Source organism: Sphingomonas sp. (assembly GCF_017745215.1).
In the GTDB taxonomy this organism is placed as follows: domain Bacteria; phylum Pseudomonadota; class Alphaproteobacteria; order Sphingomonadales; family Sphingomonadaceae; genus Sphingomonas.
This window is the reverse complement of record NZ_JAGHZV010000015.1, coordinates 1-12,950: the sequence shown is the minus strand read 5'-3', so window position 1 is coordinate 12,950 and position 12,950 is coordinate 1. Positions and strand designations below refer to the sequence as shown.

The window sequence follows — 12,950 nt, the reverse complement described above, 5'->3', positions numbered from 1 at the left end:
CGGGGCCCCGATGGAATGCCTCAGCGGCAGAAGGGGCCCTTGCCCATGTCGAGGTGCAGGTGATCGTGGTGCGCCGCGTTGTAGTCGGGGCCGAGCACGGTCTTGAAGCGCTTGCAGGCCGAACGGTGGATCACCTCGAAGAACTCGCGCACCGCCGGGTCGTCCGAGCGCCAGCCGGTGGTCACGCTGATCCGCCGCCCGTCGGCAAGGATGAAGGCGCCGACGTCGACCGCATTGGCGAGCGCATGCTCGGAGATCGTCCTGGCGCCTTCCTCGCCGCGGCCGATCACGCCGCGGCAGGCATAGGTGCCGAAGCTCTCGATCCTGACGAGATCGCTGCCGAGGATCTGGTGCGCCGCCGGCGCCACCGCGTAGCGCACCCAGCCGGTGAAGGTCTCGGCGAGCGGGCAGCGCATCGCCTTCAGCCCCGCGACCGGCACGCCGATATCGAGCAGCTGGACCGAATCGGTCACCACGCAGCCGCCGCCGTAATCGCGATCGGGGAGCGGCGAATAACGGACCTGCTCGCGGACGAGGTCGGTGAAGCAGGCCTGGATCTCGGGCGGGGTCGGGCGATGAAGCGTCACCGGGCCCGAAGCGCGCGGCCGGATCGGCGCTGGGGCGGGCGTCGGCCGCTGCTCATCGCCTCCGAACAGGCAGCCGGAGAGCAGCAGGGGCAGCAGCACTGCCGGGAGACGCCGCAGTCGCATGGCGTCCCGCTAGCAGCATCGCGCTGAACCCGCGACTAATGAAATTCCTTCCAGAGCAGCGGCGCGACCCGGTCCATCGGCACATTGTGCCCGCCGCCTTCGATCGGCACGACCTTCGCCCGGTTGCCCGAGGCGGCCCGGAGCTTCGCGGCGCTGGCGAAGGGGATCGTCTCGTCGCGCGTGCCGTGGAACAGCACGATCGGGCTGTGGATGCCGGCGATCGCCTTCGCATTGTCGAACTTGTCGAGCACGAAGGGCCGCGCGAACCACGGCGCCATGTCGGTCACGCTGGTGAAGGTGCCGAGCGTCGCGACGCCGTCGACGCTGTGCCGCTCGGCCATTTCGAGCGCGACGGCGCCGCCCAGCGAATGGCCGAAGAGATAGAGCTGCCCGCCCGGCGGCATCGCCTGGCGCGCGACCGTCATCCAGGCCTCGCCATCGGCGTAAAGCCCTTCCTCGCTCGGCTTGCCGGCATTGCCGCCATAGCCGCGGTACGAGGCGATCAGCAGCCCGTGCCCGCCCGCGAGCAAGGGCTGGGCGGCGAGCGCCATGCCCTGCTGGCTCTCGGCATTTCCGTGGAAGACGAGGAGCAGGTCGTTGCTGGTGGTCGCCGGCCAATAATAGCCCTGGAGCTCGAGCCCGTCCTCGGTGGTGGCGGTCACCAGCTGGGGCTCCTCGCCGGGCCATGCCGGCACGGCGTGCCCGCGCGGCGGCTGGAAGACGACGCTGCGCGCCACGCGGGTCAGCCCGAAGGCGCCGGTCCCCAGCGCCACGACCACCGCCAAACCTACAAGCCAGCTACGCCACATCGACTTCGATCTCCCGACCCCGGCAGCATTAGTGCGTGGTGCCGGGGCATCCGCGCAATTGACTTTCGCGCAACCGCCGCTAGGGCCGTCGGCGGGCCACGCGGTCCCAACGCCGCGCGTGCTCTCTGCAAGGAGAGTCTTAAATGACTGATACGACTGCCGCCGACGCCACCTCTGTGTCCGCCAAACCCGCCACCAGGCCGGCTCGCCCCTTCTTCTCCTCGGGTCCCTGTGCCAAGCCTCCGGGCTGGGATGCGTCGAAGCTCGCTTGCCAATCACTCGGCCGCTCGCACCGGTCGAAGATCGGCAAGGCCCGCCTCCAATATGCCATCGACCTGATGCGCGAGATGCTCGGCCTGCCCGACACGCACCGCATCGGCATCGTGCCGGGCTCGGACACCGGCGCCTTCGAAATGGCGATGTGGACGATGCTCGGCGCGCGCGGCGTGACCACGCTCGCCTGGGAAAGCTTCGGCGAAGGCTGGGTGACCGACGCGGTCAAGCAATTGAAGCTCGAGCCGACGGTGATCCGCGCCGATTACGGCCGGCTCCCCGACCTCGACACCGTCGACTGGTCGGACGACGTGCTGTTCACCTGGAACGGCACCACCTCGGGCGTGCGCGTGCCCGACGGCGAGTGGATCCCGGCCGACCGCGAGGGCCTGTGCTTCGCCGACGCGACCAGCGCGGTGTTCGCCTACGACCTGCCGTGGGACAAGATCGACGTCGCCACCTTCTCCTGGCAGAAGGTGCTGGGCGGCGAAGGCGCGCACGGCGTGCTGATCCTCGGCCCCCGCGCGGTCGAGCGGCTCACCGAATACACCCCCGCCTGGCCGCTGCCCAAGGTGTTCCGCCTCGTCTCCAAGGGCGCGCTCGCCGAGGGCGTGTTCAAGGGCGAGACGATCAACACGCCTTCGATGCTCGCGGTCGAGGATGTGATCTTCGCGCTCGAATGGGCCAAGGGGCTCGGCGGCCTCCACGGGCTGATCGCACGCTCGAACGCCAATGCCGCCGCGCTCGACAAGATCGTCGCGGAGCGCGACTGGCTCGGCCATCTCGCGGTCGATTCGGGCATCCGCTCGAAGACCAGCGTGTGCCTCACGGTCGAGGGCGCCGACGAGGCGTTCATCAAGAAGTTCGCGTCGTTGCTCGAGAAGGAGGACGCCGCCTACGACGTCGCCGGCTATCGCGACGCCCCGCCGGGCCTGCGCATCTGGTGCGGCGCGACCGTCGACACCGCCGACATCGAGGCGCTCGGCCCCTGGCTCGACTGGGCCTATTCGGCCGCCCGCCAAGCCTGATCGTCACCCCGGCGCAAGCCGGCCCCCAGAGTCACGCAGCACATTGCTTTTTTTGACCCCGAGTCCCGGCGTTCGCCGGGATGGCGGGGTGGAGGAACATCAAATGCCCAAGGTACTGATCAGCGACAAGATGGACCCCAAGGCCGCGGAGATCTTCCGCGCGCGCGGGGTCGAAGTGGACGAGATCACCGGCAAGACGCCCGACGAGCTCAAGGCGATCATCGGCAATTACGACGGCCTCGCGATTCGCAGCTCGACCAAGGCGACCAAGGAACTCCTCGAGGCCGCGACCAACCTCAAGGTGATCGGCCGCGCCGGCATCGGCGTCGACAATGTCGACATCCCTGCCGCTTCGGCCAAGGGCGTGGTGGTGATGAATACGCCCTTCGGCAATTCGATCACCACCGCCGAGCACGCCATCGCGCTGATGTTCGCGCTCGCTCGCCAGCTGCCCGAGGCCGATGCCTCGACCCAGGCCGGCAAGTGGGAGAAGAACCGCTTCATGGGCGTCGAGCTGACCTCGAAGACGCTCGGCCTGATCGGCGCGGGCAACATCGGCTCGATCGTCGCCGACCGCGCGCTGGGCCTCAAGATGAAGGTGATCGCCTATGATCCCTTCCTCACCCCCGAGCGCGCGGTCGAGATGGGCGTCGAGAAGGTCGAGCTCGACGCGCTGCTCGCGCGTGCCGACTTCATCACGCTCCACACGCCACTGACCGACCAGACACGCAACATCCTCTCGAAGGAGAATCTCGCCAAGACCAGGAAGGGCGTGCGCATCATCAACTGCGCGCGCGGCGGGCTGATCGACGAAGCAGCGCTGAAGGAAGGGCTCGAGAGCGGTCATGTCGCCGGCGCGGCGCTCGACGTGTTCGTCGAGGAGCCGGCCAAGGCGAGCCCGTTGTTCGGCACCCCCAACTTCATCTCGACGCCGCACCTCGGCGCGTCGACGAGCGAGGCGCAGGTCAACGTCGCGATCCAGGTCGCCGAGCAGATGGCCGATTTCCTCGTCTCGGGCGGCGTCACCAACGCGCTCAACATGCCGAGCCTTTCGGCCGAGGAAGCGCCGCGGCTGAAGCCGTACATGGCGCTCGCCGAGAAGCTCGGCAGCCTCGTCGGCCAGCTCGCCCACGGTGCGCTGAGCGAGATCGCGATCGAGACCGAGGGCGCTGCCGCCGAGCTCAACCAGAAGCCGATCACCGGCGCGGTGCTCGCCGGGCTGATGCGCGTCCATTCGGACACGGTGAACATGGTCAATGCGCCGTTCCTCGCCAAGGAGCGCGGGCTCGACGTCCGCGAGGTTCGCCACGACCGCGAGGGCGACTATCACACGCTCGTCCGCGTGACCGTGAAGACCGATGCCGGCGACCGCTCGGTGGCGGGCACGCTGTTCGGCAATGCCCAGCCGCGGCTCGTGGAGCTGTTCGGGATCAAGGTCGAGGCCGATCTCGCCGGCGACATGCTCTACATCGTCAACGAGGATGCGCCGGGCTTCATCGGCCGGCTCGGCACCACGCTGGGCGAGGCGGGCGTCAACATCGGCACCTTCCACCTCGGCCGCCGCACCGCGGGCGGCGAGGCGGTGCTGCTGCTCTCGCTCGACGATGCGGTGACCCCCGAGCTGATCGCCAAGGTCCGCACGCTCCCGGGCGTGAAGACCGCGATGGCGTTGAAGTTCTGAGAGCCGGTTTGAAAACGCGCGGAAGAGCGCGTTTTGGGCGGTGCCAGCCCGCTCCCCCTCCCGGCCACCCAACGCCAGTGTATTCTATGGGTGGCCGGGAGGGGGAGCGGGCTGGCACCGCCATGCGCCGTGAGGCGCATTTCCGAACAGACTCCGCGCGGGCAGTGGATTCCGCGCGCCTCCCACGTTAGGCGGCGGCCATGGCCTCCGCCCCGCCCAATCCCGACATGCTGCGCGTCCGCGCCGAGCGGCTCGGGCTGTTCGACACCCCGGTGCTCCACGGCCAGGTCGCCGACGCCGCAGCGCTCAATACGGCGCTCGGCGAGGCGATCCGCGCGCAGATGGCCGCCGAGCCGGGCATCGGCCGCTCGAACGTGGGCGGCTGGCATTCGAAGACCGACATGCTGGCCTGGGGCGGCGAGCCTGCCGCACGCCTGGCCGACGCCGCGATCCGCGTCGCCAAGCGCCTCTCGCACTTCGACGGGCATGACCCGGCCAAGCTTCACTGGTGGACGCGGATGTGGGCGAACGTGCTCCATCCCGGCGGGCTCAACATGAGCCATGCGCACCCCGGCGTGCTCTGGGCGGCGGTCTATTACGTCGATGCGGGCGAGCCCGACAGCGGCGGCGACCTGTTCCTCGAGGATCCGCGCTTCCCGGTGCCGCTGATGACCTTCCCCGGCTTCCGCATGCTCGGCCCCGACGGCCAGCCGCAGGAAGTCGAGCACCGGCTGACGGTCTCCCCCGGCGACCTGATCCTCTTCCCCGGCTACATGCGCCACGGCGTGAGCCCCCACCGTGGCACTCGCGACCGCATCTCGGTCGCGATGAACCTCTACGTCAAGGATCCCCAGGCATGACCGGCCTGCTCCCCGAAGGCTTCCACGATCGCCTGCCCCCGCTCGCCGACGCGGCGGCGCGGCTGGAGGAACGCGTGCTCGGCGTCGCCGGGCTCTACGGCTATGAGCGCGCCGATCCCCCGCTCGCCGAATTCGCCGACGAGCTCGCCACGCGGCTGAAGGCGGCGCGGATGCACGACGCCGTGCGCTTCGTCGATCCGGACTCGCAGCGCACGCTCGCGATCCGGCCCGACATCACCGCGCAGATCGGCCGGATCGCAGCGACGCGGATGGGGCACCACCCGCGCCCGGTGCGGCTGTCCTATGCCGGGCCGGTGCTCAAGCTGCGCGCCTCGGAGCTTCGCCCCAAGCGCGCGCTGCGCCAGATCGGCTGCGAGCTGATCGGACTCGACAGCGTCGCGGCGGCGACCGAGGTGGTACGGATCGCGGTCGAGGCGTTGGGCGCCGCAGGCGTCGAGGGCGTGGCGATCGACTTCACCCTGCCCGACCTCGTCGACCTCATCGCGGGCGACAGCCTCGCGCCCGAGGCGCTCGAGCTGCTGCGCGAGCGCCTCGACGCCAAGGATGCCGGCGGTGTCGCGGCGATCGATGCGCGCTACCTGCCGCTGATCGAAGCGGCCGGACCGTTCAGCAGCGCGCTCGCTCGGCTCCGCGCGATCGACGCGGACGGCGCGATCGCGAGCCGGCTCGACGGGCTCGAGCAAGTCGCGGCGACGCTTGCGGGCGAGGCGGCGCTGACGCTCGACCCGACCGAGCGGCACGGCTTCGAATACCAGAGTTGGCTCGGCTTCTCGATCTTCGCCGCCGGCGTGCGCGACGAGATCGGCCGCGGCGGCACCTATGCGGTGCTCCACGAGGACGGCCGCGAGGAGCCGGCAGTGGGCTTCTCGCTGTTCGTCGACGCGATCCTCGACGCGGGGCTGGCGACCGGCGAGCGGCGGCGGCTGTTCCTGCCGTTCGGCACGCCCCCCGAGACGGGCGCGAAGCTGCGGGCCGAAGGCTGGGTCACCGTCGCGGCGCTCGAACCGGGCGACACGCCTGAAGCGCAGCTCTGCAGCCATGTGCTGGGCAGCGGGGCCCCCAGCATATTTAACCGTCATCCCGGCGAAAGCCGGGATGACGGTTGAGCGGCCAAACCCGCCCCTCGAGTACACGCCCAGATCAGCATGACGGGGGGTGAGGCCGGCGGTCAGCCCTCCAGCGAGGCCATGTCGATCACGAAGCGGTACTTCACGTCGCTCTTCAGCATCCGGTCGTAGGCCGCATCGATCTCCTGCATCGCGATCATCTCGATGTCCGCGACGAGGCCGTGCTCGTGGCAGAAATCGAGCATCTCCTGCGTCTCGGCGATGCCGCCGATCAGCGAGCCCGCGATTGCGCGCCGGCGGAACACCAGCGGGAAGATGTTGGGCGAGGGATGCGGATGCTCGGGCACGCCGACCAGCGTGAGCGTCCCGTCGCGCCTGAGCAGCACCGTCAGCGCATCGAGGTCGTGGCTCGCCGCCACCGTGTCGAGGATGAAGTCGAAGCTGTTGGCGTGGGCGGCCATCTGGTCCGCGTTGCGCGAGACGATCACGTCGTGCGCGCCGAGCTTCTTGGCGTCCTCGATCTTGTCGGGCGAGGTGGTGAAGGCGACGACATGCGCGCCCATCGCCGCGGCGATCTTGATCCCCATGTGGCCGAGCCCGCCGATCCCGACGATGCCGACCTTCTTGCCCGGCCCCGCCCCCCAGTGCTTGAGCGGTGAATAAGTGGTGATCCCCGCGCAGAGCAGCGGCGCGACGCCGGCGAGGTCGGCCTCGTCGTGGCGGATGCGGAGCACGAAGCTCTCCTTCACCACGATGTGGCTCGAATAGCCGCCAAAGGTGTAGCCGCCGAGCACCGAATCGGGCCCGTTGTAGGTGCCGACGAAGCCGGTGGTCTCGCAATATTGCTCCTCGCTCACCGCGCAGGAGGGGCAATGGCCGCAGCTGTCGACCATGCAGCCGACGCCGGCAAGGTCGCCGACCGCGAAGCCGGTCACGTTGCGGCCCACCGCGGTCACGCGGCCGACGATCTCGTGGCCGGGGACGCAGGGGAATTGCGTGCCTTCCCATTCGCTGCGCGCGGTGTGCAGGTCCGAATGGCAGACGCCGCAATAGAGGATGTCGATGGCGACGTCGTCGGGCAGCAGGTCGCGGCGCTCGAAGCTGAACGGCGCGAACGGCGTGGTGGCCGATTGCGCAGCATAGGCCTTGGCTTGGCTCGGCATGGGGGTCTTCCCTGATCTGTGAGGCTGCGGGTCGATCGCCCGCGCTCCCGCATATTGGTGCGCTGCCGTACCGTCGCCAGAGGGACGGCGAGAAAAATCGCTCAGGTGGGGAGCGTGAGCCGCGCGATCGTCTGCGCCTCGCCGCGGACCAGCTCGAACCGGCCGCCGAGCTGCCCCGCCAGCGTGCGCGCGATGCCGAGTCCCAGCCCGGCGTGCACGGCCAGCTCGAAGCCCGCGGGCGGGCCGCTACCGTCGTCGGCGACGTCGATGCCGAGCGCGCCATCGGCCGCATGCGCGAGCGTCACGGTGATGCTGCCGCCGTCCTTGCCGGCAAAGCCGTGCTCGATCGCATTGGCGATCGATTCGGCGACGATCAGCGCCACCGGCAGCGCCGCGTCGGGGGGCAGGCGCAGCGTCTCGTCGCCCTCGACGATCAGCGCGACGCTGCGCGCGCCGCTCATCTGGATGACGTCGGCGCAGAGCGGCACCAGGAAGTCGCGCATGCCCTTGGGCTCGCCGTCCGAGGCGTAGAGCTGGCGGCTGATCCGCCCGATCACGCCGAGCCGCTGCGCCGCCTCGTCGATCGCGGCGCGCGCGGCTTCGTCGGCAAGGTGCTTCTTCTGCAGCGCGAGCAGCCCGGCGGCGACCTGGAGGTTGTTCGACACGCGGTGCTGGAGCTCGTGGAACAGCGCCTCGCGCGTCGCGGCAAGCGCCTGGCTGCGCTCGCGCTCGACGAGCAGCTTGGCGTTGGCGCGCTGGATGCGGTGGAAAATCAGCAGCGTCAGGCTCACGAGGATGACGAAGGGCACCACCGCGGGCAGGCCGGGGAGCAGCAGGCCCGGCCGCATCGGATCGGTGAGGAAGAAGGCCCAGCCGATCGCGACGCTGCCGAGCGCGGCGATCACGCCCAGCCGCACGCCGAGCAGGAAGGTGACCAGCAGGATCGCGGGAAAGAAGGTGACGAACCCCATGCTCCCGCGCGGCATCACCGGCAGCAGCAGCACGCGGAGCCAGAAGGCGAGGAACAGCATCGCCAGCGTCGCCGCGGGCCCGACCCAGGGATTGCGGGGCACGATGGGGAGGCGCTCGACCCAGCTGGCGTCGCTTGCGGATGGTGCCCCGGACATTGTTTCCATGTGTGGACGCGCGGGCGCACGGTGGCAAGCAATCTGGGTTAGCGCCGGGGTGGGGATGGGGCCGGTTTGGCGGGGTTCGCCTGCCGGGCGGGGTACGAATTTTTCGGGGTGGCCGGGGCGGGGCGCCGGGCCTAGGCCTTGGCCCCATGGGCACACGCGCGAACGAAGCCGGCTGGGCGCTGACCGAGAAGGAGAAGCAGACGCTCCGCCTGATCGTCCGCGGCCACGACGCCAAGTCGATCGCGCGCAGCCTCGGCCTTTCGGTCCACACGATCAACGAGCGGCTCCGCGACGCGCGGCGAAAGATGGCGGTATCGAGCAGCCGCGAGGCGGCGCGGCTGCTGCTGGCGGCCGAGAGCGATGGAGCGGGCCTGGGCCTGGGTGCACCGACCCCCGAATTGCTTGGGGACATGCGAATCGGGGAAGCCGCGGCGCGCGCCGGCGTGGATCAGGGAGCCGCGCCGATCGGCGGCGCGGGGCGGGGTAACCGCCGTCCCTGGATCCTCATCGGAGGTTTGCTCATGACGCTTCTTCTCGGCCTGCTGGCGCTCACTGCCGTGCCCCCTATCGCCGCGGTTCCCCAGCCGGCGGCCACTGCCGCTCGCGCGGCGCCCGACGCGGCGGTGGTCGATGCGGCGCTGCAATGGCTGGCGCTGGTCGACCAGGGCCGCTGGGACGAAAGCTATCGCGCGACGGGTGCGGCGTTCCGCAAGCTGAATACGGCACGGGTGTGGGCGACGACATCGGAGAAGGTGCGCGTGCCGCTGGGCGCGGTGGTCTCGCGGACGTTGCTCGGGCAGGAGAACCTCCCGGCTCCGCCGCACGGCTATGAGGTGGTGAAGTTCCGCACGAGCTTCGCGAACAAGGCGGACGCGGTGGAGACGGTTACGCTGGATCGCGAGGAGGGTGTTTGGTGCGTGGTGGGGGTGACGATTGGGTGACGTGGAGATGGTCCCCCGGTCGGATGTGTCGGCTGGGGCGTCGTCACGAGAGAGGAATTGGGCCGGATTAGCATTTGACTCCTGTGATAGAGGCGGCGCTGAATTCGCCATCACTCCGTTTCACAGTCACGGAAATTAGGGATCGTTGCTAAGATTTCTGGTTGTTCGTCGATCGTAGATCGTCGATCGTAGGTATGGTTTCCGTCTCAGCGTGCCTAACGAGTCTGCGAATGCGCTCGACTTCCGCAAAGTACGCATCCATCTGACTTTCTTCGGAATTACCGAACAAATGCGGTCGATCCAGTAAGCGGCGATACAGATCGTAAAACTCCGACTCCCCGTGTCGAAACGCCTTCATGCCTTCCGCCACTTTTAGCCCGCGATGAAAACTGAGTGCCAGCGCAACGTGGCTGGAAATAATGACGATCAACCACTTCGAGGGAGAACCCTCTACCTGGGGAGCCATGGAACCTACCAGCGGAACCGCCCACGCCGATAAGATCGTCCAAACGACGCAATAATAGTGAAACGCCGTATAAGTCTCCGCCCGATCCTTCCAGAAGCCCAGCGTTCCAGCCAAACGCGAATAATGTTGCGCAAGCTTGTCGCGATTCTCCTCTGAGAAGAAGGTGGCTTTCTCAAAGGATGCTCCACCCGGATTGGGCTTAATGCCGGAAAATAGAGCTCTCAGGGTAGGAATGAGCGTTAGGAGGGCCGCTCCTAGATAAATCAAAATAGCCCACCACCACCCATCCAAGACAGATCTCCCTCTGGTCGAGGATATCATACGTTTCGCAAAATTCTATCGGCCGCCTTTTCCGCGCTAAATCCCAAACAAAAACGGGGTCCGGTTTCCCGGACCCCGTTTCCTTAGCCTTTAGCGAATCCCGCCGATCAATTCTCGGTGATGAACGAGGGCAGGCCGATGTCCTCGCCGCCTTCGTCCTTGCCGCCTTCCGAGCGCTCGCGGCGCGGACCGCGGTCGCCGCGGGGGCCGCGATCACCGCCACCGCCGCCCTCGCGACGCGGGCCACGATCGCGATCGCCGCCGCGGCCGCCGTCACGACGACGGTCGCCGCCGCGGTCGCCACGGTCACCGCGCGGGCCGCGGTCGCCGCCTTCGCGCGGCTCGCGCGCGGGGCGGGTGTCCTCGAGCTCAGCACCGGTCTCCTGGTCGACCACGCGCATCGACAGGCGGACCTTGCCGCGCTGGTCGATCTCGAGGACCTTGACCTTGACCTCCTGGCCTTCGCTCAGCACGTCCGAGACCTTCTCGACACGCTCGTTCTTGATCTCCGAGACGTGGACGAGGCCGTCGCGGCCGCCCATGAAGTTCACGAACGCGCCGAAATCGACGAGGTTGACCACCTTGCCCGAGTAGATCTTGCCGACCTCGGGCTCCTCGACGATGCCGAGGATCCACTTCCTGGCGGCCTCGATCTGGTTCACGTCCGACGACGAGATCTTGATCACGCCCTCGTCGTCGATGTCGACCTTGGCGCCGGTGGTCGCGACGATCTCGCGGATCACCTTGCCGCCCGTGCCGATGACGTCGCGGATCTTGGTCTTGTCGATCGTGATCGTCTCGATCCGCGGCGCGTGGGCGGAGAGCTCCTCGCGGGTGTGGTCGAGCGCCTTGGCCATCTCGCCGAGGATGTGCGCGCGGCCTTCCTTGGCCTGCATCAGCGCGACTTCGAAGATCTCCTTGGTGATGCCGGCGATCTTGATGTCCATCTGCATCGTGGTGATGCCTTCGGACGTGCCCGCCACCTTGAAGTCCATGTCGCCGAGGTGGTCCTCGTCGCCGAGGATGTCGCTGAGGACCGCGAAGTCCTTGCCCTCGAGGATCAGGCCCATCGCGATGCCCGAGACCGGGCGCTTGATCGGAACGCCCGCGTCCATCATCGCCAGGCTGCCGCCGCACACCGACGCCATCGACGACGAGCCGTTCGACTCGGTGATGTCGCTGGTCAGGCGGATCGTGTAGGGGAACTCTTCCTTGGTGGGCAGCACCGGGTGCAGCGCGCGCCACGCCAGCTTGCCATGGCCGACTTCGCGGCGGCCCGGCGCGCCGAAGCGGCCGACTTCGCCGACCGAATAGGGCGGGAAGTTATAGTGCAGCATGAAATGCTGGTAGCTGAGCCCGTTCAGGCCATCGATCATCTGCTCGGCGTCCTTGGTGCCGAGCGTGGCGGTGGCGATCGTCTGGGTCTCGCCGCGGGTGAACAGCGCCGAGCCGTGCGCGCGGGGGAGGAAGTGCACCTCGGCCTCGATCGGACGGATCTGCCTGGTGGTGCGGCCGTCGATGCGCTTGCCGTCCTTGAGGATGGCGCCGCGGACGATCTCGGCCTCGAGCTTCTTGGTGAGCTTGATGCCGGCCATCACTTGCTGCGGGGTCAGGCCGTCCTCGACGAACTGGGCCTTCGCCTTGGCGCGAGCCTCGTTGAGCGCGTTCGAGCGGGCCGACTTGTCGGTCAGCTTGTAGGCGGCGGCGATGTCCTTGCCGATCAGCTTCTTGAGCTTGTCCTTGAGCGCGGCGTTGTCGTCCGACGCGGCGATCTCCCAGGGATCCTTGGCGGCCTGCTCGGCGAGCTTGACGATCGCCTTGACGACTTCGCGGCACGCGTCGTGCGCGAACAGCACCGCGCCGAGCATGACCTCTTCCGAAAGCTCCTTGGCTTCGGATTCGACCATCATCACCGCGTCGTAGGTGGCGGCGACGACGAGGTCGAGATCGCCCGCGGCGACCTGCTCGTCGGTCGGGTTGAGGATATACTCGCCGTCGACATAGCCGACGCGCGCGGCGCCGATCGGGCCCATGAAGGGCACGCCCGAGATGGTGAGCGCGGCGGAAGCGGCGACCATCGCGAGGATGTCGGGCTCGTTCTCGCCGTCATAGGAGAGGACCTGCGCGATCGCGTTGATCTCGTTGTAGAAGCCCTCCGGGAAGAGCGGGCGGATCGGGCGGTCGATGAGGCGGGAGACGAGCGTCTCCTTCTCGGTCGCGCCGCGCTCGCGCTTGAAGAAGCCGCCGGGGATGCGGCCCGCGGCCGAGAACTTCTCCTGATAGTGGACGGTGAGCGGGAAGAAGTCCTGGCCTTCCTTCACGCTCTTGGCGGCCGTGACCGCGCAGAGCACCACGGTCTCGCCCAACGTCGCGATCACCGCGCCGTCGGCCTGGCGGGCAACCTTGCCCGTTTCGAGAGTCAGCGTCTTGCCGCCCCACTCGATCGATACAGTTTTCTTGTCGAACATTTTGGT

Annotated in this window: 11 protein-coding genes; 5 read left to right on the top strand and 6 right to left on the bottom strand. The window is 68.4% G+C overall.

Annotated features, from left to right (window positions below):
* Positions 1-20 precede the first annotated feature (20 nt).
* Positions 21-710 (bottom strand): extensin family protein, encoded by a 690-nt coding sequence (locus J7495_RS14865; RefSeq protein ID WP_294057462.1) that lies wholly within the window; start codon positions 708-710, stop codon positions 21-23.
* Positions 711-745: 35 nt separating this feature from the next.
* A complete protein-coding gene (locus J7495_RS14860) occupies positions 746-1,519 on the bottom strand; it encodes an alpha/beta hydrolase (RefSeq protein ID WP_294057461.1) in 774 nt (257 codons plus the stop codon).
* A 143-nt stretch (positions 1,520-1,662) separates the two neighbouring features.
* On the opposite strand from J7495_RS14860, the gene J7495_RS14855 reads away from it, so the two are divergent.
* From J7495_RS14855 to J7495_RS14840, 4 genes are all read left to right on the top strand, one after another.
* Positions 1,663-2,820, top strand: a complete 1,158-nt coding sequence (locus tag J7495_RS14855) for a phosphoserine transaminase (protein ID WP_294057459.1) — start codon at positions 1,663-1,665, stop codon at positions 2,818-2,820.
* A 103-nt stretch (positions 2,821-2,923) separates the two neighbouring features.
* Complete coding sequence (serA, locus tag J7495_RS14850; protein WP_294057457.1) at positions 2,924-4,501, top strand: phosphoglycerate dehydrogenase; 1,578 nt, start codon at positions 2,924-2,926, stop codon at positions 4,499-4,501.
* A gap of 200 nt (positions 4,502-4,701) precedes the next feature.
* Positions 4,702-5,361: a TIGR02466 family protein gene (locus tag J7495_RS14845; RefSeq protein ID WP_294057455.1), complete on the top strand. Its 660-nt coding sequence runs from the start codon at positions 4,702-4,704 to the stop codon at positions 5,359-5,361.
* Complete coding sequence (locus J7495_RS14840; protein ID WP_294057454.1) at positions 5,358-6,488, top strand: ATP phosphoribosyltransferase regulatory subunit; 1,131 nt, start codon at positions 5,358-5,360, stop codon at positions 6,486-6,488. The genes J7495_RS14845 and J7495_RS14840 overlap by 4 nt, the downstream gene beginning before the upstream one ends.
* Before the next feature lie 62 nt (positions 6,489-6,550).
* Here the strand turns inward: J7495_RS14840 and J7495_RS14835 are convergent, their stop codons facing one another.
* On the bottom strand, positions 6,551-7,612 hold the full coding sequence (locus J7495_RS14835; RefSeq protein WP_294057453.1) for an NAD(P)-dependent alcohol dehydrogenase: 1,062 nt from the start codon (positions 7,610-7,612) through the stop codon (positions 6,551-6,553).
* A gap of 101 nt (positions 7,613-7,713) precedes the next feature.
* Positions 7,714-8,739 (bottom strand): histidine kinase dimerization/phosphoacceptor domain -containing protein, encoded by a 1,026-nt coding sequence (locus J7495_RS14830; RefSeq protein ID WP_294057452.1) that lies wholly within the window; start codon positions 8,737-8,739, stop codon positions 7,714-7,716.
* A gap of 155 nt (positions 8,740-8,894) precedes the next feature.
* On the opposite strand from J7495_RS14830, the gene J7495_RS14825 reads away from it, so the two are divergent.
* Complete coding sequence (locus J7495_RS14825; protein ID WP_294057451.1) at positions 8,895-9,689, top strand: DUF4019 domain-containing protein; 795 nt, start codon at positions 8,895-8,897, stop codon at positions 9,687-9,689.
* Positions 9,690-9,837: 148 nt separating this feature from the next.
* Here the strand turns inward: J7495_RS14825 and J7495_RS14820 are convergent, their stop codons facing one another.
* Both J7495_RS14820 and pnp read right to left on the bottom strand, forming a co-directional pair.
* Positions 9,838-10,446, bottom strand: coding sequence for a hypothetical protein (locus J7495_RS14820; protein WP_294057449.1), 609 nt, complete (start codon positions 10,444-10,446; stop codon positions 9,838-9,840).
* 137 nt (positions 10,447-10,583) lie between these two features.
* Complete coding sequence (gene pnp, locus J7495_RS14815; protein ID WP_294057566.1) at positions 10,584-12,944, bottom strand: polyribonucleotide nucleotidyltransferase; 2,361 nt, start codon at positions 12,942-12,944, stop codon at positions 10,584-10,586.
* Positions 12,945-12,950: the final 6 nt, after the last annotated feature.

Coding starts and splice junctions, on each gene's coding strand:
- J7495_RS14865 (WP_294057462.1), bottom strand. CDS start 710: ATGCGACTGCGGCGTCTCCCGGCAGTGCTGCTGCCCCTGCTGCTCTCC.
- J7495_RS14860 (WP_294057461.1), bottom strand. CDS start 1,519: ATGTGGCGTAGCTGGCTTGTAGGTTTGGCGGTGGTCGTGGCGCTGGGG.
- J7495_RS14855 (WP_294057459.1), top strand. CDS start 1,663: ATGACTGATACGACTGCCGCCGACGCCACCTCTGTGTCCGCCAAACCC.
- serA (WP_294057457.1), top strand. CDS start 2,924: ATGCCCAAGGTACTGATCAGCGACAAGATGGACCCCAAGGCCGCGGAG.
- J7495_RS14845 (WP_294057455.1), top strand. CDS start 4,702: ATGGCCTCCGCCCCGCCCAATCCCGACATGCTGCGCGTCCGCGCCGAG.
- J7495_RS14840 (WP_294057454.1), top strand. CDS start 5,358: ATGACCGGCCTGCTCCCCGAAGGCTTCCACGATCGCCTGCCCCCGCTC.
- J7495_RS14835 (WP_294057453.1), bottom strand. CDS start 7,612: ATGCCGAGCCAAGCCAAGGCCTATGCTGCGCAATCGGCCACCACGCCG.
- J7495_RS14830 (WP_294057452.1), bottom strand. CDS start 8,739: ATGTCCGGGGCACCATCCGCAAGCGACGCCAGCTGGGTCGAGCGCCTC.
- J7495_RS14825 (WP_294057451.1), top strand. CDS start 8,895: ATGGGCACACGCGCGAACGAAGCCGGCTGGGCGCTGACCGAGAAGGAG.
- pnp (WP_294057566.1), bottom strand. CDS start 12,944: ATGTTCGACAAGAAAACTGTATCGATCGAGTGGGGCGGCAAGACGCTG.